The organism is Pantoea sp. CS_6 (assembly GCF_041954745.1).
Classification (GTDB): domain Bacteria; phylum Pseudomonadota; class Gammaproteobacteria; order Enterobacterales; family Enterobacteriaceae; genus Pantoea; species Pantoea stewartii.
This window is the reverse complement of the sequence record NZ_JAVAYG010000001.1, coordinates 445394-464809: the sequence shown is the minus strand read 5'-3', so window position 1 is coordinate 464809 and position 19416 is coordinate 445394. Positions and strand designations below refer to the sequence as shown.

At 52.1% G+C, this 19416-nt stretch carries 16 protein-coding genes; 9 read left to right on the top strand and 7 right to left on the bottom strand.

Going from position 1 to position 19416, the window contains the following annotated elements:
- Positions 1–55: 55 nt before the first annotated feature.
- Entirely contained in the window at positions 56–337 is a 282-nt protein-coding gene (locus tag RAC90_RS02045; protein ID WP_006119416.1) for a YeaC family protein, read from the bottom strand.
- A 2-nt stretch (positions 338–339) separates the two neighbouring features.
- A complete protein-coding gene (msrB, locus tag RAC90_RS02040; RefSeq protein ID WP_006119417.1) occupies positions 340–750 on the bottom strand; it encodes a peptide-methionine (R)-S-oxide reductase MsrB in 411 nt (136 codons plus the stop codon).
- A 340-nt stretch (positions 751–1090) separates the two neighbouring features.
- On the opposite strand from msrB, the gene gapA reads away from it, so the two are divergent.
- Both gapA and RAC90_RS02030 read left to right on the top strand, forming a co-directional pair.
- Complete coding sequence (gapA, locus tag RAC90_RS02035; protein ID WP_006119418.1) at positions 1091–2089, top strand: glyceraldehyde-3-phosphate dehydrogenase; 999 nt, start codon at positions 1091–1093, stop codon at positions 2087–2089.
- Positions 2090–2161: 72 nt separating this feature from the next.
- Entirely contained in the window at positions 2162–3037 is an 876-nt protein-coding gene (locus RAC90_RS02030) for a D-hexose-6-phosphate mutarotase (protein ID WP_375123889.1), read from the top strand.
- 7 nt (positions 3038–3044) lie between these two features.
- On the opposite strand, the gene RAC90_RS02025 is transcribed toward RAC90_RS02030, so the two are convergent.
- Together RAC90_RS02025 and RAC90_RS02020 are read right to left on the bottom strand one after the other, a co-directional pair.
- A complete protein-coding gene (locus tag RAC90_RS02025; RefSeq protein ID WP_375123888.1) occupies positions 3045–3896 on the bottom strand; it encodes an aldo/keto reductase in 852 nt (283 codons plus the stop codon).
- Positions 3897–3969: 73 nt separating this feature from the next.
- Entirely contained in the window at positions 3970–4719 is a 750-nt protein-coding gene (locus RAC90_RS02020; RefSeq protein ID WP_006119421.1) for a MipA/OmpV family protein, read from the bottom strand.
- A gap of 422 nt (positions 4720–5141) precedes the next feature.
- Here RAC90_RS02020 and yeaG point away from each other — a divergent pair, with 422 nt between their 5' ends.
- The 6 genes from yeaG (at position 5142) to RAC90_RS01990 (ending at position 13892) form a co-directional block, all read left to right on the top strand.
- Complete coding sequence (gene yeaG / locus RAC90_RS02015) at positions 5142–7076, top strand: protein kinase YeaG (protein ID WP_006119423.1); 1935 nt, start codon at positions 5142–5144, stop codon at positions 7074–7076.
- Between the two features lie 93 nt (positions 7077–7169).
- Positions 7170–8444, top strand: coding sequence for a YeaH/YhbH family protein (locus tag RAC90_RS02010; protein ID WP_054633680.1), 1275 nt, complete (start codon positions 7170–7172; stop codon positions 8442–8444).
- Between the two features lie 248 nt (positions 8445–8692).
- Complete coding sequence (locus tag RAC90_RS02005) at positions 8693–10420, top strand: potassium/proton antiporter (protein WP_033741886.1); 1728 nt, start codon at positions 8693–8695, stop codon at positions 10418–10420.
- A gap of 77 nt (positions 10421–10497) precedes the next feature.
- Complete coding sequence (locus RAC90_RS02000; RefSeq protein WP_033741887.1) at positions 10498–10731, top strand: DUF1480 family protein; 234 nt, start codon at positions 10498–10500, stop codon at positions 10729–10731.
- A 379-nt stretch (positions 10732–11110) separates the two neighbouring features.
- Positions 11111–12577, top strand: coding sequence for an undecaprenyl-phosphate galactose phosphotransferase WbaP (gene wbaP, locus RAC90_RS01995; RefSeq protein ID WP_033741889.1), 1467 nt, complete (start codon positions 11111–11113; stop codon positions 12575–12577).
- Between the two features lie 121 nt (positions 12578–12698).
- Positions 12699–13892 (top strand): multidrug effflux MFS transporter, encoded by a 1194-nt coding sequence (locus tag RAC90_RS01990; RefSeq protein ID WP_110267442.1) that lies wholly within the window; start codon positions 12699–12701, stop codon positions 13890–13892.
- Here the strand turns inward: RAC90_RS01990 and dadX are convergent.
- Positions 13885–14955: a catabolic alanine racemase DadX gene (dadX, locus tag RAC90_RS01985; protein WP_006119432.1), complete on the bottom strand. Its 1071-nt coding sequence runs from the start codon at positions 14953–14955 to the stop codon at positions 13885–13887. The two genes, RAC90_RS01990 and dadX, sit on opposite strands and share 8 nt — an antisense overlap.
- A 19-nt stretch (positions 14956–14974) precedes the next feature.
- Positions 14975–16276, bottom strand: coding sequence for a D-amino acid dehydrogenase (locus RAC90_RS01980; protein WP_375123887.1), 1302 nt, complete (start codon positions 16274–16276; stop codon positions 14975–14977).
- Between the two features lie 502 nt (positions 16277–16778).
- Here RAC90_RS01980 and RAC90_RS01975 point away from each other — a divergent pair.
- The gene (locus RAC90_RS01975; protein WP_033741895.1) at positions 16779–18314 is read left to right on the top strand and encodes a SpoVR family protein; all 1536 of its coding nucleotides are present in this window, start codon (positions 16779–16781) and stop codon (positions 18312–18314) included.
- A gap of 39 nt (positions 18315–18353) precedes the next feature.
- Here the strand turns inward: RAC90_RS01975 and fadR are convergent, their stop codons facing one another.
- Positions 18354–19073, bottom strand: a complete 720-nt coding sequence (gene fadR, locus RAC90_RS01970; protein ID WP_033741897.1) for a fatty acid metabolism transcriptional regulator FadR — start codon at positions 19071–19073, stop codon at positions 18354–18356.
- Between the last annotated feature and the right edge of the window lie 343 nt (positions 19074–19416).

The following is a 19416-nucleotide window of genomic DNA, read 5'->3' as shown; positions in this document are numbered from 1 at the left end:
TGCTCTTCCATACGATGCCCGCCTGCGCGTGGCTGACTGGCGACTTACCGCGCTATTAATGCAGATGAATGCGCGTGACGTCCGGTTCGATACCAAACTCTTCTTTTAACTGCTTTTTCGATTTGGTCACCATTTCGCCATTTTTGCCGATGGTCATATGCTGTGGTGCATCATTATTGCGCGCCTGCCACATCATAACCAACTGCAGGCTGTTATCACGCTGTTGCTGCGTCAGCGCCACTCCATCCGGCCATTTTCCGGTTTCAACGGCCGTCATCAGGCGTTCATAAATTTCGGGTGTCATAGCATCAAGCATGGCTTCAAGTTGCTGTTTCATTGTTAGCCCTTAATCTCGTCGCCTTGTGGACTGGTGAAGTTCAGCGAGGCTGAGTTCACACAGTAACGCTCACCGGTCGGCTGCGGCCCATCAGGGAAAACATGGCCGAGATGAGAATCACAGTTGCCGCAACGGATTTCAATACGCTGCATACCGTGCGAGTTATCTTCCAGATAACGAATAGCCTCATCGCTGACGGGCTCATAAAAACTCGGCCAGCCACAGCCTGAATCGTATTTCGTCTCTGAAAGAAACAAGGGCGCGTTGCACACCAGGCAGTGATAAATCCCTTCCTGCTTGTTATGCAGCAGCGCACCGCTGTACGGCGGCTCCGTGCCACGCTGTTGCGTGACATAGCGCTGCATCTCAGTTAACTGGGCGATTTTTGCGTCGGGTGCGGTTTCTTTAGGCATTTGAGCAATTCCGGGATGTCATTCTGAAAAAATCGACTAGTATTCTAACAAATGATCAACATTAGTCGGGTCTTTTTTTGTGCTCTGCCCTTCAGTCCGTATCTTACAAGGTGGATTTGTGATTTTGATCGCCTTTTCTCTGGCATATCCCTATATATTCGGCGAAGGTTTCAACATAGCACGATGTTCGCGGAAGCGCGCAAGCGGTTGCGCGTCAAATAATTCCTGTTCGGTGGATTGACCTGTCGCAACAATTGACACGATTCCGCTTGACGCCTGGTAAGGTTTTTGTAATTTTACAGCCAACCTTTTATTCACTAACAACTAGCTGGTGGAATATATGACTATCAAAGTAGGTATCAACGGTTTTGGCCGTATCGGTCGCATCGTTTTCCGTGCTGCTCAACAGCGCTCTGACATCGAAATCGTTGCTATCAACGACCTGCTGGACGCTGACTACATGGCGTACATGCTGAAGTACGACTCTACTCACGGCCGTTTTGACGGCACCGTTGAAGTACAGGACGGCGCTCTGGTTGTTAACGGTAAGAAAATCCGTGTTACCGCTGAGAAAGATCCGGCTAACCTGAAGTGGGGCGAAGTGGGCGTTGACGTCGTTGCTGAAGCAACCGGTATCTTCCTGACCGACGAAACCGCACGTAAGCACATCACTGCTGGCGCGAAAAAAGTGGTTCTGACCGGTCCATCTAAAGATGACACCCCAATGTTTGTTCGTGGTGCTAACTTCGACAAATACCAGGGCCAGGACATCGTTTCTAACGCCTCTTGTACCACTAACTGCCTGGCCCCGCTGGCAAAAGTCATCAACGATAAATTTGGTATCGTTGAAGGCCTGATGACCACCGTACACGCCACTACCGCAACGCAGAAAACCGTTGATGGCCCGTCTCACAAAGACTGGCGCGGTGGTCGTGGTGCATCACAGAACATCATCCCGTCTTCTACCGGCGCCGCTAAAGCGGTAGGTAAAGTGCTGCCAGAACTGAACGGCAAACTGACCGGTATGGCATTCCGCGTACCTACGCCTAACGTTTCTGTTGTTGACCTGACCGTTCGTCTGGAAAAAGCTGCGTCTTACAAAGAAATTTGTGCCGCTATCAAAGCCGCGGCTGAAGGCGAGATGAAAGACGTGCTGGGCTACGTTGAAGATGACGTTGTTTCTACCGACTTCAACGGCGAAGTCCTGACCTCAGTATTCGATGCCAAAGCCGGTATCGCGCTGAATGACAACTTTGTTAAACTGGTTTCCTGGTACGATAACGAAACCGGTTATTCAAACAAAGTTCTCGACCTGATTGCGCTGGTTGCTGCTAAATAAGGCAGCCAGACACGAGACAATAAGGGTGACTTCGGTCACCCTTTTTTTGATCCCTTCACTATGGAGTCAGGCATGCAAGACAAACTCTTTTCCCTTCCCGTGGTTAAACAAATCACGCCTTATCTGTCGCAACGTCAGGTGGGTGAACTCCCGGTTATCATTGTCAGCCATCCGCGTGTACGGGCGGCCGTAACCTTACAGGGCGCGCATCTGATTGCCTGGCAACCGAGCGGTGAGAAGCCCGTCATCTGGCTGAGCGATAAGAGCCCTTTCCTGCCTGGTAAGGCGATTCGCGGCGGTGTACCGATTTGCTGGCCCTGGTTTGGACCGGCAGGAGAGCCTGCCCATGGCTTTGCCCGAAATCAGTCATGGACGCTCTCTGCGCATGATGAAAACGAAGACGGCGTGCTGCTGACATTTGTGCTGGAAAGTACCCCACAAACGCTGAAGCTGTGGCCGCATGACTTTACCCTTATCGCCCGCTTCCGTCTGGGCCAGCATTGCGAAATTGAGCTGGAAGCCTACGGTGATTATGAATCGACAGCCGCGCTACACAGCTATTTTAACGTGGCGGACAGTGCGAGCGTTGAGGTCACCGGACTGGGTGAACATTACATCGACAAGGTCAAAGATAACCAGCCGGGTCAGAGCGAGGGTAAACAGCGCTTTACCGAGCGCGTGGATCGTATCTTCACTGCGCCAAAAGACTGTTCAGTTATCAACGATCTGGCTGGAAAACGGCAAATTGAAGTGTACCACCATCACCATAGTGACGTTGTCACGTGGAATCCCGGTGTGGCGCTGTCGTGTAGCATGGCGGACATGCCAAATGAGGGTTATATAACGATGGTGTGTGTTGAAACCGCGCGCATCAGCAAACCGTTGCGCAGTGCAGGCGACAAGCCTGCCCGACTGGCGACGACAATACGTTTGAAAAATAAGGCCTGAAGCGCGTTCAGACCACATCCAGCGGCAGTTTGTGTTGTGGCGGCGGAAAAGCCCTGTCGAGTCTGAGACAGTCCTCCTCGCTCAGGGTAATGTCCAGCGCAGCCGCATTTTCACGAACATGTACCCGCGAACTGGCTTTAGGGATGGCAAGGACATCGCCATCCCGAATCGCCCATGCCAGCAGAAGCTGTGCCACGGTGATGCCTTTTTGGCGGGCAATTGCGTTCAGAGCGGGGTCGGTAAACAGCTGACTGCGTAACCGACCGGCCTGTGCCAGGGGACAATACGCCATGACGGGCATCGCGCGCTGGCGACAGAGCGGTAGCAAATCGTATTCAATACCGCGGGAACCCAGATGATAAAGCACCTGATTGGTGGCACAATTTTCGCCACCCGTTTCGGCCCACAGGGCGTCCATGTCCTCGCTGTCGAAGTTTGAAACACCCCACGCACGAATTTTGCCCTGCTGCTGCAAGGTCTGCATCGCGCTGATGGTTTCGTCGAGTGGCACACTGCCGCGCCAGTGCAAAAGATACAAATCAATTCGATCCGTTTGCAGACGACGCAGGCTGGCCTCGCAGGCGGCGATGGCATCCTGTTTTCCGGCATTCCATGGATAAACTTTCGATACCAGCAGGGCCTCATCACGCCGTCCCTTCAGGGCATCGCCTACCACTTCTTCGGCGCCACCCTCTGCATACATTTCAGCGGTATCCACCAGCCGCAAACCGGCATCCAGCCCTGCCTGAAGCGCACTGATTTCCTGTTGCCGGCTGGCGGGATCTTCCCCCATATACCAGGTGCCAAGACCGATTGCCGGAATCTGACGCTGACCTGCAATATCGATATATTTTGTCATCGGGTTCTCCTGCACTGAATGGGGGCATATGCACCCTGAGAGCGCACAGCCTGCACTCCCGGGGTGCACCGCATCAGAAGGTATAGCTGACGCCTGTCCAGACCGTAAACTGTCCGCTTTTATCAACCATCGGACTGTCTTTGATTTCGCTGGCAAAGCGGGTGTAACGCCCTGAAAGACTGGCATTCCACTGCGGGGTAATGCTGTAGCTGGCGTTCATTTCCACATAAGGCGACCAGCTGTCATCCGGATGATAACGACGAATTCCGGTCCGATCGCTTTCGTTACCCGATACGCCATAGTAGTAGCGGTTTTGATTCGCGCTGTTCCACAATGCACCAATTCCCGGCGTAAAGGTAAAGTCGCCAAAGCTGAAACGGTAAAGATAGGTCAAATCCCAGACGATACCGTTGCTGTTGTTAAGCACATCGCCTAACAATGAGGTCCGTATGATGCCCCAGTCATCCGTATGCCGGTAAGTCACCCCGCCCATCAACGTCATTCGGCGCTTATCCAGCCCCTTCATATCCCCCAGATCGTTGTCATCCGGGTCGTATTGCTGCGGCGAACCCAACAGCGACAGAGAGAGCTGATCCTGTGGGTCTTTCCACACGTAATAGCCACCCTGCAGCGTGTTAAACCAGAATTTTTCCCCTTCGTAATTGATGATGGGAACAGGCAAATAGCGGTCCTGTCCACCACGATAAGGTGACTGCGCATAAATCACTGATGCACCGAGCGATAAGGGTGCGGCTTGTACTGACTGGCCCAGAAAATAACAAGGGATAAGTGCAATAAGCACGTTAAGTTTGAATTGGTTCACAATTTATTCATTCCATAAATATAACAATCACACATAGAGTCTAACGCTTTTTACAGACTGAATTAACCTTATATCAAAATCATCTACCGCGTTTGCCGCAGAATGTGGCATAACCGGGTTGAAGGCATCACAGAACGGGGGTTAACTGAGGAAAAACGTTTCGCAACAAAATGATTTTGTTATTGATATGTGGCTCACTAATCAAAAATCTATGATGAAATTTCCTGAATGCCTTCTACAGTTAAACTTAATACCCGAGTTTTTGTACTTACCAAGTAACCATAAAAGTTGTGCATCCCGATAAGAACGATCAGGTTGGCATAAGGGTTGCTGTAGTAAACAGATTAATATCTTCCGGGAGCTGTACGAGCACTGATTATTGCTCCTTTACCTGTGCTAAAAACGAAAGGACGGGCATCGCTATGAATATATTCGATCACTATCGTCAGCGTTATGAAGCTGCCAAGGACGAAGAGTTCACACTGCAGGAATTTCTGACTATCTGTAAACAGGATCGCAGTGCATACGCCAACGCAGCAGAGCGACTCTTAATGGCTATTGGTGAGCCAGTAATGGTCGACACTGCCCAGGAGCCACGCCTTTCCAGAATCTTTTCTAACCGGGTTATGGGACGTTACCCAGCGTTCGAAGAGTTTTACGGTATGGAGGAAGCGATTGAGCAGATCGTGTCCTATTTGAAACACGCAGCGCAAGGCCTTGAAGAGAAGAAGCAGATTCTCTATTTACTGGGTCCGGTGGGTGGCGGTAAGTCCTCCCTGGCTGAGCGCCTGAAATCCCTGATGCAACGCGTCCCTATCTACGTGCTCAGCGCCGACGGCGAACGCAGCCCGGTCAACGACCATCCGCTGTGCCTGTTCAACCCGCAGGAAGACGCTAACATTCTGGAAAAAGAGTACGGCGTACCGCGTCGCTACCTTGGCACCATTATGTCGCCTTGGGCCGCCAAACGTCTGCATGACTTTGGCGGGGATATTACACGCTTTAAAGTCGTTAAAGTCTGGCCATCGATTCTTGAGCAGTTAGCCATCGCCAAGACAGAGCCGGGCGATGAGAACAACCAGGATATCTCTGCGTTGGTCGGTAAGGTCGACATTCGCAAACTTGAAAACCACGCGCAAAACGATCCTGATGCCTACGGTTACTCTGGCGCACTGTGCCGGGCCAACCAGGGCATCATGGAATTCGTTGAGATGTTTAAAGCGCCGATTAAAGTTTTGCATCCCCTCCTCACTGCCACGCAGGAAGGAAACTACAACGGTACGGAAGGGATTTCAGCCCTGCCGTTTAACGGCATCATCCTGGCGCACTCAAACGAATCCGAATGGGTGACCTTCCGCAACAATAAAAACAACGAGGCTTTCCTCGACCGTGTTTACATCGTTAAAGTGCCTTACTGCCTGCGCGTCTCTGAGGAAATTAAGATTTATGAAAAGCTGCTGAATCACAGTGAGCTGTCCACTGCGCCTTGTGCTCCTGGCACGCTTGAGACGCTGGCGCGCTTCTCTATCCTGTCGCGTCTGAAAGATCCCGATAACTCGAGCATCTACTCGAAAATGCGCGTTTACGATGGTGAAAGCCTGAAGGATACCGACCCGAAAGCGAAATCCTGGCAGGAGTACCACGATTATGCGGGCGTGGACGAAGGCATGAATGGCCTGTCAACGCGTTTCGCCTTTAAAATCCTGTCACGCGTATTTAACTTCGACCATGCTGAAGTTGCCGCCAACCCGGTGCACCTGTTCTATGTGCTGGAACAGCAGATTGAACGTGAGCAGTTCCCACAGGATCAGGCGGAAAAATACCTTGAGCATCTCAAAGGCTATTTAATTCCTAAATATGCGGAGTTCATTGGCAAAGAGATTCAAACAGCTTATCTGGAATCCTATTCCGAATATGGTCAGAATATTTTCGACCGTTATGTAACCTATGCGGATTTCTGGATTCAGGATCAGGAGTATCGCGATCCGGATACCGGACAATTATTTGACCGTGAATCGCTGAATGCCGAGCTGGAGAAAATTGAGAAGCCTGCCGGGATTAGTAACCCTAAAGATTTCCGTAATGAAATTGTCAATTTTGTGCTGCGTGCAAGAGCGCATAATAATGGCAGAAATCCCAACTGGACCAGCTATGAAAAACTCCGTACGGTCATTGAGAAAAAGATGTTCTCCAATACCGAAGAGCTGTTGCCGGTTATCTCGTTCAACACCAAAACCTCTACGGATGAGCAGAAGAAACACGACGATTTTGTCGATCGCATGATGGAAAAAGGCTATACCCGCAAACAGGTTCGCCTGCTGTGTGAATGGTATCTGCGCGTGCGTAAATCGTCCTGATCAAAGTCTGTAAGCAAACCGGTGCGGGACAGCACCGGTCATATTAAGGTCGGGTCAGCCCGGCCTGCTTGCAATGTAGTTTGGGGGAACATCATGGCCTATTTTATCGATCGCCGACTGAACGGTAAAAACAAGAGTGCGGTTAATCGCCAGCGCTTCTTACGTCGTTACAAGTCGCAGATTAAGCAGTCGATTTCCGAGGCCATTAACAAACGCTCGGTAACCGACGTCAGCAGTGGCGAATCCGTCTCTATTCCCGTAGATGATATCAATGAACCCATTTTTCATCAGGGGCGGGGTGGACAACGTCATCGCGTTCATCCAGGCAATGATCACTTCGTGCAAAATGACCGTGTTGAACGCCCACAAGGCGGGGGCGGTAGCGGTTCAGGTCAGGGAAATGCCAGTCAGGATGGTGAAGGTGAGGATGAATTTGTTTTTCAAATTTCCAAAGATGAATATCTGGATCTGCTGTTTGAGGATCTTGCGCTGCCCAATCTGCGGAAAAATCAGCACCGCCAGTTGAATGAATACAAAACGCACCGTGCCGGTTTTACCTCGAATGGCGTTCCCGCCAACATCAGCGTGGTCCGTTCTTTACAAAATTCCCTGGCCCGACGTACAGCGATGACGGCAGGTAAGCGCCGCCAGCTCCATGAGCTTGAGGATGCCCTCAGCGACGTAGAAAAGTCAGAGCCCGCTCAGTTACTCGAAGAGGAACGCCTGCGCAAGGAGATTGCCGAACTGCGCGCGCGCATTGACAGAGTGCCCTTTATTGACACCTTTGACCTGCGCTATAAAAACTTCGAGAAGCGGCCCGAGCCTTCCAGCCAGGCGGTCATGTTTTGCCTGATGGATGTCTCCGGCTCAATGGATCAGGCGACGAAAGATATGGCAAAACGCTTTTATATTTTGCTCTATCTGTTCCTCAGCCGGACTTATAAAAACGTCGAGGTGGTCTACATCCGCCATCATACTCAGGCCAAAGAGGTCGATGAGCAGGAGTTCTTCTATTCGCAGGAAACCGGCGGCACCATCGTCTCCAGCGCACTGAAACTGATGGATGAGGTTGTGAAGGAGCGCTACGATCCGGCGCAATGGAATATCTACGCCGCGCAGGCGTCGGATGGTGACAACTGGGCAGATGATTCACCGCTCTGCCACGAGATTCTGGCAAAAAACCTGTTGCCGGTGGTGCGTTACTACACCTACATCGAGATAACACGTCGCGCGCATCAGACCTTATGGCGCGAATACGAACATCTGCAGTCAATGTTCGACAACTTTGCGATTCAGCACATTCGGGAGCCCGAAGATATTTATCCTGTGTTTCGTGAGCTGTTTCACAAACAGGCAATGGAAGCCTGAGACACTAAGCCGACGCCCAGTCGGCTTTTTTTATTGTATTTATAACCTCTTAAAATGCGGTCTTGCCTGCTACAAGCTATCTAACTCCCCTATTAGCCTTGTTAACTGGGATTATCCAGGGCATTAGCAATTAAGATAAATTGCAAAATGACAATGACAACTCATTGATAAAACATTATCTTGCAGACATAGCATGGATGTTTCTACACCTTAGTTGACATTGGCTGCCGTATCTCAGGAGACCGCGTTTGAACCACACTATTGTTTATAGTCTTTTCATTATTGGGTCCGTGCTGGTTGCGTCGAGTATCTTGCTCAGTTCCTTTTCGTCCCGATTAGGCATTCCTATCCTGGTGATCTTTCTTGCGCTGGGCATGCTGGCCGGCATTGACGGTATTGGCGGCATCGCATTTGATAACTATCCGGCGGCCTACCTGATCTCTAACCTTGCCCTGGCAATCATCCTGCTGGACGGCGGCATGCGCACCAAAGCCAGCTCCTTTAAGGTGGCGCTCGGACCGGCCTTATCACTGGCAACCGTAGGTGTGATCATTACGGCAGGCCTGACTGGCATGGTCGCGGCCTGGCTGTTCAGGCTCGATATGATGCAGGGCTTCCTGATTGGTGCGATTATCGGCTCCACCGACGCGGCTGCGGTATTTTCCCTGCTCGGTGACAAAGGTCTGAATGAACGTGTCAGTGCCACGCTGGAAATTGAGTCCGGCAGCAACGACCCGATGGCGGTGTTTCTGACCATTACGCTGATCGAAATGATTGAGCAGGGACGAACCGGTCTGGACTGGATGTTCGTGGTGCATCTGATTCAGCAGTTCGGTCTGGGGATTGTCCTCGGTCTGGGCGGTGGCTGGGCCCTACAGCAACTGATTAACCGCATGAATCTGGCTCCCGGCCTGTATCCCTTACTGGCACTGAGCGGCGGCATTCTGGTCTTTGCGCTGACCACCGTGCTGGAAGGCAGCGGCATCCTCGCCGTCTATCTGTGCGGCTTCTTACTGGGTAACAGCCCTATCCGCAACCGTTTCGGCATTTTGCAGACCTTTGACGGTATGGCCTGGCTCAGCCAGATCGGCATGTTTATAGTACTGGGATTGTTAGTCACGCCCTCCGACCTCTGGCATATCGCTGTTCCGGCGATGATTCTGTCCCTGTGGTTAATTCTGGTGGCACGTCCGCTGTCGGTGTTTATCGGCCTGTTACCGTTCCGTGGCTTCACGGCGCGGGAGCGTATCTTTATCAGTTGGGTCGGTCTGCGGGGAGCAGTGCCGATTATCCTGGCCGTCTTCCCGATGATGGCCGGTCTGGAGAATGCCTCACTCTATTTTAATATTGCGTTTTTCGTGGTGCTGGTTTCCCTGATGCTACAGGGCACCTCGCTGGGCTTTGCGGCGAAGAAAGCCAAAGTAGTGGTTCCGCCTACCGCCTCTCCGATTAGCCGTATCGGGCTGGATATTCATCCGGAGAATCCGTGGGAGCAGTTCGTCTATCAGCTCAGCGCCGACAAATGGTGCGTTGGCGCGGCGCTGCGGGATTTACAGATGCCACGTGAAACCCGTATCGCCGCGCTGTTTCGGGATAACGTGTTAATGCACCCCAACGGCGCAACGCGTTTAAAAGAGAATGACGTGATTTGTGTGATTGGCCGTGAGCGCGATCTGCCTGCGCTGGGCAAAATGTTCAGTCAGTCGCCGCCTGTCTCGCTGGATCAACGTTTCTTCGGCGACTTTATTCTGGATGCCGACGCGCGACTTCATGATGTCGCGCAGATTTATGGCCTTGAACTCGACGAAGATACGAACGCGCAACAGTCGCTGGGTCAGTTGATGATGAGTATGTTAGGCGGGGCACCTGTGGTCGGTGACCAGATAGAATGGAATCAACTGACATGGACGGTAGCGGAGAAAGAAGATAATCATATTGTTAAAATTGGCGTGCGCCCCAATGAAGACAAAGAATAATCTTATTTAAATAGCGCGGTTTAATTAGCTGAATTGCACTACGCTTTTATAACATTCAGTTAAAACGGGAGTTATCCATGAGTCACGTGGTTAAAATTGGTCGCTATGAAATTGTTGATGCGGAATTCAGCAGCGAAGACCCGGTGACGGTGAGTATTCCCTGCCACACCAATCCCGGCCTGAGTTATCAGCTTGACGGCTGGGATCAGGAAACCAGCGTACCGGCCTGGATCGACGGTAAAGAAGTGATATTAGCGATCGGTCATTACGATAAACAACAAGACCGCTGGGTATTAAAAAAACCCGCGTAAGCCCGGAGGATTACCGTCAGTCAGCCCGTTTGGCGGTAATTCCTAAAAATGGACCTGAATATCTTCGTGCATCACGCTTATCTCTGATACATTATTCTGCATATCAATAACTTAAACAAAACCCGCGCGATTATCCCCTGACTTTTTAAGAATTATTCCGTATTAACTCTGTCAAACATCTCCTGCATACTCTTCTCCATTGCTGCATTTTTACGTGACTTGTCTCACGTTTAGAGAATCTGTTTTTTGCAGCATCAATGGCTCTAATGACTGTAACAAACTGAAAACGTCCCGGTTTCGGGTTTTCAGTCGTTAACCCCTGAACGCGTACTTGATTCTGGTCAGGCCATCTTTTACTTCATTAAAGAGAGCAGGTTTTATGGCAAGTACAATTGTAATGAACAATGCGACTCGCTCGTGGAGCGGTCTTCGTAAAAATATTCTTGTAAAGCTTGCGTTAAGTTTTTCAGATCTCATTGCGCTGAATTTAGCGCTGTTTCTCTCTGCCGCGACCGTGCAGGGAATTTGGGGCGACCTTGATGCCTTTATTCCACCCCATCAAATTGAGAACCGTTTTATTGCGCAGTTTATTATGTCGGTGCTTTGCACCGGTTGGTTCTGGATGCGCCTGCGTCACTATACCTACCGCAAACCCTTTTGGTTTGAACTGAAAGAGATTGTTAAAACCCTCGTCGTGTTCTCTCTGCTGGATCTGGCGTTAATCGCCTTCTCCAAATGGGACTTCTCCCGCATGGTCTGGGTGTTCAGCTGGAGCTATGCCCTGCTGTTGCTGCCGTTAATGCGTGCAGGCGTGAAAAGCGCGATTAACCGGGCCGGACAATGGCAAAAAGAAACCATCATCATTGGCTCGGGCCGTAACGCTACCGAAGCTTACGCCGCATTACAAAGCGAGGAGATTCTCGGGTATAACGTTCAGGCGTTTATTTCCGTTGAAGACGCACCGCTGCAGCAGAGCGTTAATGGTGTGCCTGTTATCTCCGCCAACGATATTAACTGGCAGACCATCGACCGTGACAATGTGCAGTTCATTGTGGCAATGGAATACGAACAGCAGCCTGAGCGCGACCGCTGGCTGAAATTCTTGTCCAAAATGAACTGCCGTTCCGTGTCGGTTATCCCAACATTACGCGGTGTACCGCTTTACGGCACAGACATGTCTTTTATCTTCAGCCATGAAGTGATGATTCTGCGCGTCAGCAATAACCTGGCGAAGCATTCGTCACGCTTCCTGAAGCGGGGATTTGATATTGTGGTAGCATCGCTGCTGCTGCTCTTCCTGGCACCGGTTTTTGCCTTACTTTGCTATATGGTGAAGCGTGATGGCGGTAATGCCATTTATGGTCACGAGCGCGTGGGTCAGGATGGCAAGAAATTTAAATGTCTGAAGTTCCGTTCGATGGTTACCAATTCCAAAGAGGTGCTGGAAAACCTGCTGGCGACCAGCGAAGAAGCGCGTCGCGAATGGGACAAAGACTTCAAGCTGAAAAATGATCCGCGCATTACTCGCATCGGGGGCTTCCTGCGCAAAACCAGCCTGGATGAGTTACCTCAGCTCTGGAATGTGATTCGGGGTGAAATGAGCCTGGTCGGCCCACGTCCGGTTATCGAAGCGGAACTGGAACGTTATGCCGGCGACGTGGATTACTATCTGATGGCGAAGCCCGGGATGACCGGCCTGTGGCAGGTGAGCGGACGTAACGACATTGACTACGATACCCGTGTCTACTTTGATTCCTGGTATGTCAAAAACTGGGCACTCTGGACGGATATTGCCATCCTGTTTAAAACAGCCGGTGTGGTATTACGCCGCGACGGCGCGTACTGATTTAGCCTGCGTTGCCTGTTTCAGACAGGCATCGCCATTTCCCTGGTAATTCGCTTTCCTTTTGCTTTATTAATCATTACCCTCTTCCCTCGCTTTATCGTACGTTTACCCTCTGGTTGCTATGCAAAAATATACCCTGTTGCTGTTAAGCCTGGTGCTCCTGGCGCCTTTAGGCATCGATCTCTATTTACCCACGCTGCCGCAGATCGCAGAAGGTCTGTCAACACCGGTGACGCTGATACAAACAACGATCCCCCTTTTCCTGCTGATAATGGGACTGGGTCAGCTGGTGAGCGGCCCGCTGGTCGATAACTATGGGCGTAAACCTATTGCGCTGCTGGGCCTGACGCTCTACATAGCGGGCAGCGCCATTGCGGCCACCGCCACCTCCTTCCCGCTGTTCCTGCTGGCCCGCGTCGTACAGGGTTGTGCGGTATGTTGCAGTGCCGTCGTCGCGTTCAGCGGCGTACGCGACCGGTTAAGTGGTGATGACGCCGCCCGGGCTTATGGCTTTCTGAATGGCGCACTGAATATCGTGCCCGCACTGGCACCGTTGCTGGGTGGACTGCTGGCCAGCGCCTTTGACTGGCGCGCGCCCTTCTGGTTCCTGTGTACTTATGCCGCCGTCGTGATGCTGATGGTCATTATCTGGCTGCCGGAAACCCGTCCGGCCGATACGCTGCGTGTAAAAGGGCTTCCCGTTAATCAGTATGCCGCCATTTTTCGTCAGCCGCGCTTTCTGGCCTTTGCCTTTGCGAATGCGGGCGCACTGGGCATGGTGCTGACGTATGTTTCGCTGGCCCCCCACATTCTGATGACCGAGGGCGGCCTGTCGCCTCTGGCATTCTCTTTTGCCTTTGGCGCGAATGGCTTTTGGATCATGCTGGTGAGCGTGGTGGTAAACAAGGCGATTCGTAAGGCGGGCAGGCCATTTTGCCTGGCGATGGGTTGCCTGACCATGCTACTGGGTGCTGGCCTGCTGCTGGCCGGTATGACACTGCTGCCTGACAGCCTGCAGTCACACTGGGCGCTGTATATGTTCCCTGTCGCCGTAGCCGTAGCCGGACTGGCCTTCACCGTCGGCCCGGCCACCAGCTATGCGCTGGAACCTTACCAACAGCAGGCTGGTGTCGCATCGGCGTTACAGGGTTTTATTCAGATGGCAGGCGGTGCAGCGGGGAGTTTGCTTATTGTCGCCCTGCCACTGGCAGAGAAAATGTCGCTGGCGTTGATGATGCTGCTGGGTGCAGCGCTGGCGTTCCTCGCCTGGCGCTGCAGTAAAAACATGCACAGCCGGATTACAGCGATTAAATAACGTTCACCGGAACGCGTGGGGCCAGGGCACACATCAGCTCATAACCTACCGTTCCGGCCGCTTTTGCTACCTGATCGATTTTGACATTGTTTCCCCACAGCTCGACAGGTGAACCAATGCCCGCCTGTGGGCAGGGTGTTAAATCAACGGTAATCATATCCATCGAAACCGCACCCACGACCTGCGTCAGCACGCCATCAACAAAAACCGGCGTCCCATTAGGCGCATGGCGAGGATAACCGTCGGCATAGCCACAGGCGACAACACCTATTCGCTGCGGCTGGGATGCCCGGTAGCGATAGCCATAACCCACGCCATCTCCGGCCTGAAGCTGCTGCACACCAATGATTTCACTGGACAGCGTCATCACCGGCTGAAGTCCACTGCTGGCCACGTCCTGCCAGTCACCGCTGGGTGACGCACCATACAAAATGATCCCCGGTCGCACCCAGTCCCGGTGCGCCTCAGGATGCCACAACGTACAGGCCGAATTGGACAGCGAGACCGGGCTGTCCAGCCCTTCGGTGGCGTCAGCGATTCGCTGTAGCGGCGCTACAATGCCGTCGGGATTCTCGGCATCAGCGAAATGCGCCATCAACGTAATATCCCCGACGTTTTCCAGCGCACGCAGTTTATGCCAGATGCCATTTACCTGTTCAGGGCGAAAGCCCAGTCGGTTCATACCGCTGTTTATCTTCAGGTAAATATCGACAGGCGCCGAGAGCGTCGCATTGGCCAGGGCATGAATCTGCCAGTTGCTGTGCACGCTGGTCGTCAGACGGTAACGATCGATTAAGGTCAGATCGTCAGGGTGAAAAAAGCCTTCAAGCAGCAGGATGGGTTTCTTCCACCCCTGCTCCCGCAGCAGAATGGCTTCTTCCATATTCAGTAACGCGAAGCCATCGGTGCTGGACAGACTTTCCCACACGCGGGCAATGCCATGGCCGTAGGCATTGGCTTTCACCACAGACCAGACACGTGATGCGGGGGCCGCACGACGCACAATGGCCAGGTTATGTCGCAACGCCTGTTGATTGATGGTTGCGACAATTGGACGTGACATACTTCCTCTCCCTGAAGGCTTAACGTGTAGCGTTAACGTTACGAAGCGGTGATCGGCTGGCCGCAAAACCAGGCAAATAACGGAAGACCGTGAGATCGTCCGATGCAATCGCTGGCGACGTGCCGGAAATGACATCAGCTAGTAACTGACCGGAGCCACAGGCCATTGTCCAGCCCAGTGTGCCGTGTCCGGTATTCAGATAAAGATTGGACAGCGGCGTCGCCCCGACAACCGGCGTACCGTCTGGCGTCATAGGACGCAGGCCTGTCCAGAAACTGGCCTGGCTGACATCACCCCCTTCAGGATAAAGATCTGTAACCACCATCTCCAGCGTTTCGCGACGCGCTTCAGGCAGTTTGGTGTTAAAACCCACAATTTCTGCCATACCGCCGACTCGAATACGGTTATCAAAACGTGTGACGGCCACTTTGTAGGTTTCGTCCAGGATGGTGGAGACGGGTGCCGCATCGGCATTCGTCACCGGAATCGTTAAGGAATAGCCTTTCAGAGGGTAGACCGGGATATCCACAATATTTCTCATCAACGCGGTGGACCAGGAGCCCAGCGCAACGACGTAGCTGTCGGCTTTAATCACCTCATCGCCGCACTTCACACCGTAAATCCGGTTACCGTCGCGCAGCAGCTGATCGATGGGTGTATTGAAGCGGAAGACCACACCGGCTTCCTCGGCCATTTTGGCCAGACGCTGGGTAAAAAGCTGGCAGTCGCCGGTTTCATCATTTGGTAACCGCAGACCGCCGGTAAGTTTATGCTGCGTCGCCGCAAGGGCAGGCTCAACGCTGGCCAGCTGATGCGACTCCAGTAATTCATAGGGCACGCCGGCCTCGCGCAGAACGGCAATGTCTTTGCTTGCGCTCTCGAATTGCTGTTGCGTACGGAATAGCTGGAGCGTGCCGCCCTGTCGGCCTTCATAGGCAATGCCCGTTTCGGCGCGGAGGGCCTTCAGGCAATCGCGGCTGTATTCAGCAAGCCGGACCATGCGACTTTTATTCTGCTGGTAGTGCTGCATGTCACAGTTACGCAGCATATGCCACATCCACTCAAGCTGAAAGCGGCTGCCATCCAGCCGGATGGCCAGAGGCGCATGACGCTGAAACATCCATTTCATCGCCTTAAGCGGCACACCGGGTGCAGCCCAGGGCGCCGCATAGCCTGGCGAGATCTGCCCGGCATTTGCCGCGCTGGTTTCCATGGCGGGTTGAGGCTGACGATCGATCACGGTGACCTGATGGCCGGCGCGCGCCAGATACCACGCGCTGGTTACGCCCACAACGCCACTACCAAGAATAACTACGTGCATAAGTCCCCCGCGAAAATAAAAAGCATAATCCACTACTCACCGGTTAACATTCAGAGTGTTCACAAAGTAGAAACATCCTTTACACAATCCATCCATTTCACCTCTTTTTGCGCCTACAGGTAACTAAAATCATTTCACGCCCTCAAATTCAGAGAATTATGCGTCCTTTATTAAAAAATCAGGCATAAATGACACCGGTTCTGGTTAATTATGCCTTTCACAGGAGAATCCTTCATAATCTCCCCCTCTGAAAAAAGTCAGCATTTAATGCTGAAAAGTGACAAATATTCAGTGTATGGAGCTATTTAATCCCAGCGCGGTAAACCTGAAATGATTTTTCTGCCAAAGAATTCGTTTGAGTTCCCGGATCGGATAAGCGACAGTGAACTATCATTGATCTGTTCACTCAGTTTTTTTGGGTTCCTTTCTCAGGAAGAGCCTTAAATAAATCGTAACGGACAACGCGTCAGGGTGAGTCCGTTCGCCAAAACAGAGGTGCGCTATGACAACAATCTTTGACGATTCCATCATGGACAGCAAACGACTCAGCGACGGGCCCGACTGGACATTCGAGTTACTGGATGTCTATCTCGCTGAAATCGACCGCGTAGCGAAACACTACGGTCTGGATACCTACCCGCACCAAATTGAAGTGATTACCTCCGAGCAGATGATGGACGCCTACTCCAGCGTCGGTATGCCCATCAACTATTCGCACTGGTCGTTTGGCAAAAAATTTATTGAGACTGAGCAACGTTACAAGCATGGGCAGCAGGGTCTGGCTTATGAGATCGTGATTAACTCTAACCCCTGCATCGCCTATCTGATGGAAGAGAACACCATGACCATGCAGGCGCTGGTTATGGCGCACGCCTGCTATGGGCATAATTCCTTTTTCAAAAATAACTACCTCTTCCGCAGCTGGACCGATGCCAGCTCCATTGTGGATTACCTGTTATTTGCCAGAAATTACATTGCTGACTGCGAAGAGCGCTATGGCGTTGAAGAAGTGGAGCGCCTGCTCGATTCATGTCACGCCCTGATGAATTACGGTGTGGACCGCTATAAGCGTCCGCAAAAAATTTCCCTGCAGGAAGAGAAGGCCAGGCAAAAAAGCCGCGAAGAGTATCTGCAAAGCCAGGTCAATACCTTATGGCGCACCTTACCGCGGCGTGAAAAAGAAGCCGCGCATTTTGAAGCGGCGCGCTACCCTTCTGAACCGCAGGAAAACCTGCTCTACTTTATGGAAAAGAACGCGCCGCTGCTGGAGCCGTGGCAGCGTGAAATTCTGCGCATTGTGCGTAAGGTGAGCCAGTATTTTTATCCGCAGAAACAAACTCAGGTGATGAATGAAGGCTGGGCGACCTTCTGGCATTACACCATCCTGAATCACCTCTATGATGAAGGCAAAGTATCAGAACGCTTTATGATGGAGTTCCTGCACAGCCACACCAACGTAATCTATCAACCGCCTTACAACAGCCAGTGGTACAGCGGTATCAATCCGTATGCACTGGGCTTTGCCATGTTCCAGGATATTAAACGTATTTGTCAGTCGCCGACGGAAGAGGATCGCTACTGGTTCCCGGATATTGCCGGTTCTGACTGGCTGAAAACCCTGCATTTCGCGATGCGTGAATTTAAAGATGAAAGCTTTATCAGTCAGTTCCTGTCGCCTAAGGTCATGCGTGACTTCCGGCTGTTCACTGTGCTGGACGACGACCGCAACAATTATCTGGAAATCGCCGCGATCCACGACGAGTCCGGCTATCGGGCCATTCGGCAGCAGCTTTCGGCACAGTACAACCTGAGTAATCTGGAGCCCAATATTCAGGTTTACAATGTGGACTTACGGGGTGATCGTTCCCTGACGCTGCGCTACGTGCCACAAAGCCGTGCACCACTCGATAAGAGCCGTCGGGAGGTGCTTAAGCACGTGCACCGCCTGTGGGGCTTTGATGTGATTCTGGAACAGCAGAATGAAGATGGCAGCGTCGAACTGCTGGATCGCAATCCGCCGCGCAATGTTCCCCTCTAAAACAGGCATAAAAAAACCGGACGCGCAGTCCGGTTTTTTTTAGCGCTTAGCGCCTAAGTCGTTCGGCATACTCTTTTGCATCGAATGCCAGATATCTCCACTCTGGCGTCCGTAGTGCCGGACACACTCCACGATTTCATCCTGAGTGGGCTGTTTGTCACACAGGTCGAGCAGTGTCAGATAAAACTCGCGGGCGACTTTACGGGCTTCCGGATTGGAGAAATAATGCCGCCCAACGCGCGTATACAGCCCTTTCAACCCATTCAGGATCAGGCCATAAATCGGATTGCCCGAGGCGAACGCCAGGCCGCGAAACACCCGATAATCGAGTTCCGTATAGCTGTCCACCTGATCGTCGGTTTGCGCGACGGCCTGCAGCACCTCACGCGCCTTCTCAGGATAGTGGCGCAGCGCGCGGCTGATAAAAATAGAAGAAATATTGGTGCGCACCGACAACAGGTTATCGATCAAAGCCGGTACACTATCGTGGTCCAGACGCGCCAGGGTTTCCAGAATGTTCAGACCCGACGTTTCCCAGAAATCGTTAACGCGCGTGGGCTTGCCATGCTGGATGGTTAACCAGCCGTCTCGCGCCAGGCGTTGTAACACTTCACGTAACGTTGTACGCGTTACGCCAATCAGTTCAGAAAGCTCACGTTCGGCAGGAAGGATCGATCCGGGTGGAAAACGGCTGTTCCAGATGCTTTCAATAATATACTCTTCAGCAAATCCGGCTGGACTCTGCGCCTTAATAACCATAACTGTGTGTTCTCATTGCTTTCTGGATCGTAATGGGCACTCATCATACCAGAGCGCCTATAGCGGATATAGCCTTGTCAACGATTAAAAATGCGGTTCAGCACAAAAATAAGACAGATTACCGTGCTGCGCCATTCGTGCGAGGATGCCTTAGGTTAAGCCCTGAAAACCGCCTCGGGCAGCAGCGCGTTGATGAATAATCCGCCGAATGAGGCAGAAGGTGCCAGCCGCATTCGCAAACAAACAAAGAATTAATCTGGATCAGGGCCAGGTTAGGTTTGCACACGATTTTTTCTTACCACAGGATGGCGCGCCGCGTCTTTTGGTTTACACTGCGGGGCAT

Coding starts and splice junctions, on each gene's coding strand:
- RAC90_RS02045 (WP_006119416.1), bottom strand. CDS start 337: ATGAAACAGCAACTTGAAGCCATGCTTGATGCTATGACACCCGAAATT.
- msrB (WP_006119417.1), bottom strand. CDS start 750: ATGCCTAAAGAAACCGCACCCGACGCAAAAATCGCCCAGTTAACTGAG.
- gapA (WP_006119418.1), top strand. CDS start 1,091: ATGACTATCAAAGTAGGTATCAACGGTTTTGGCCGTATCGGTCGCATC.
- RAC90_RS02030 (WP_375123889.1), top strand. CDS start 2,162: ATGCAAGACAAACTCTTTTCCCTTCCCGTGGTTAAACAAATCACGCCT.
- RAC90_RS02025 (WP_375123888.1), bottom strand. CDS start 3,896: ATGACAAAATATATCGATATTGCAGGTCAGCGTCAGATTCCGGCAATC.
- yeaG (WP_006119423.1), top strand. CDS start 5,142: ATGAATATATTCGATCACTATCGTCAGCGTTATGAAGCTGCCAAGGAC.
- RAC90_RS02010 (WP_054633680.1), top strand. CDS start 7,170: ATGGCCTATTTTATCGATCGCCGACTGAACGGTAAAAACAAGAGTGCG.
- RAC90_RS02000 (WP_033741887.1), top strand. CDS start 10,498: ATGAGTCACGTGGTTAAAATTGGTCGCTATGAAATTGTTGATGCGGAA.
- wbaP (WP_033741889.1), top strand. CDS start 11,111: ATGGCAAGTACAATTGTAATGAACAATGCGACTCGCTCGTGGAGCGGT.
- RAC90_RS01990 (WP_110267442.1), top strand. CDS start 12,699: ATGCAAAAATATACCCTGTTGCTGTTAAGCCTGGTGCTCCTGGCGCCT.
- dadX (WP_006119432.1), bottom strand. CDS start 14,955: ATGTCACGTCCAATTGTCGCAACCATCAATCAACAGGCGTTGCGACAT.
- RAC90_RS01980 (WP_375123887.1), bottom strand. CDS start 16,276: ATGCACGTAGTTATTCTTGGTAGTGGCGTTGTGGGCGTAACCAGCGCG.
- RAC90_RS01975 (WP_033741895.1), top strand. CDS start 16,779: ATGACAACAATCTTTGACGATTCCATCATGGACAGCAAACGACTCAGC.
- fadR (WP_033741897.1), bottom strand. CDS start 19,073: ATGGTTATTAAGGCGCAGAGTCCAGCCGGATTTGCTGAAGAGTATATT.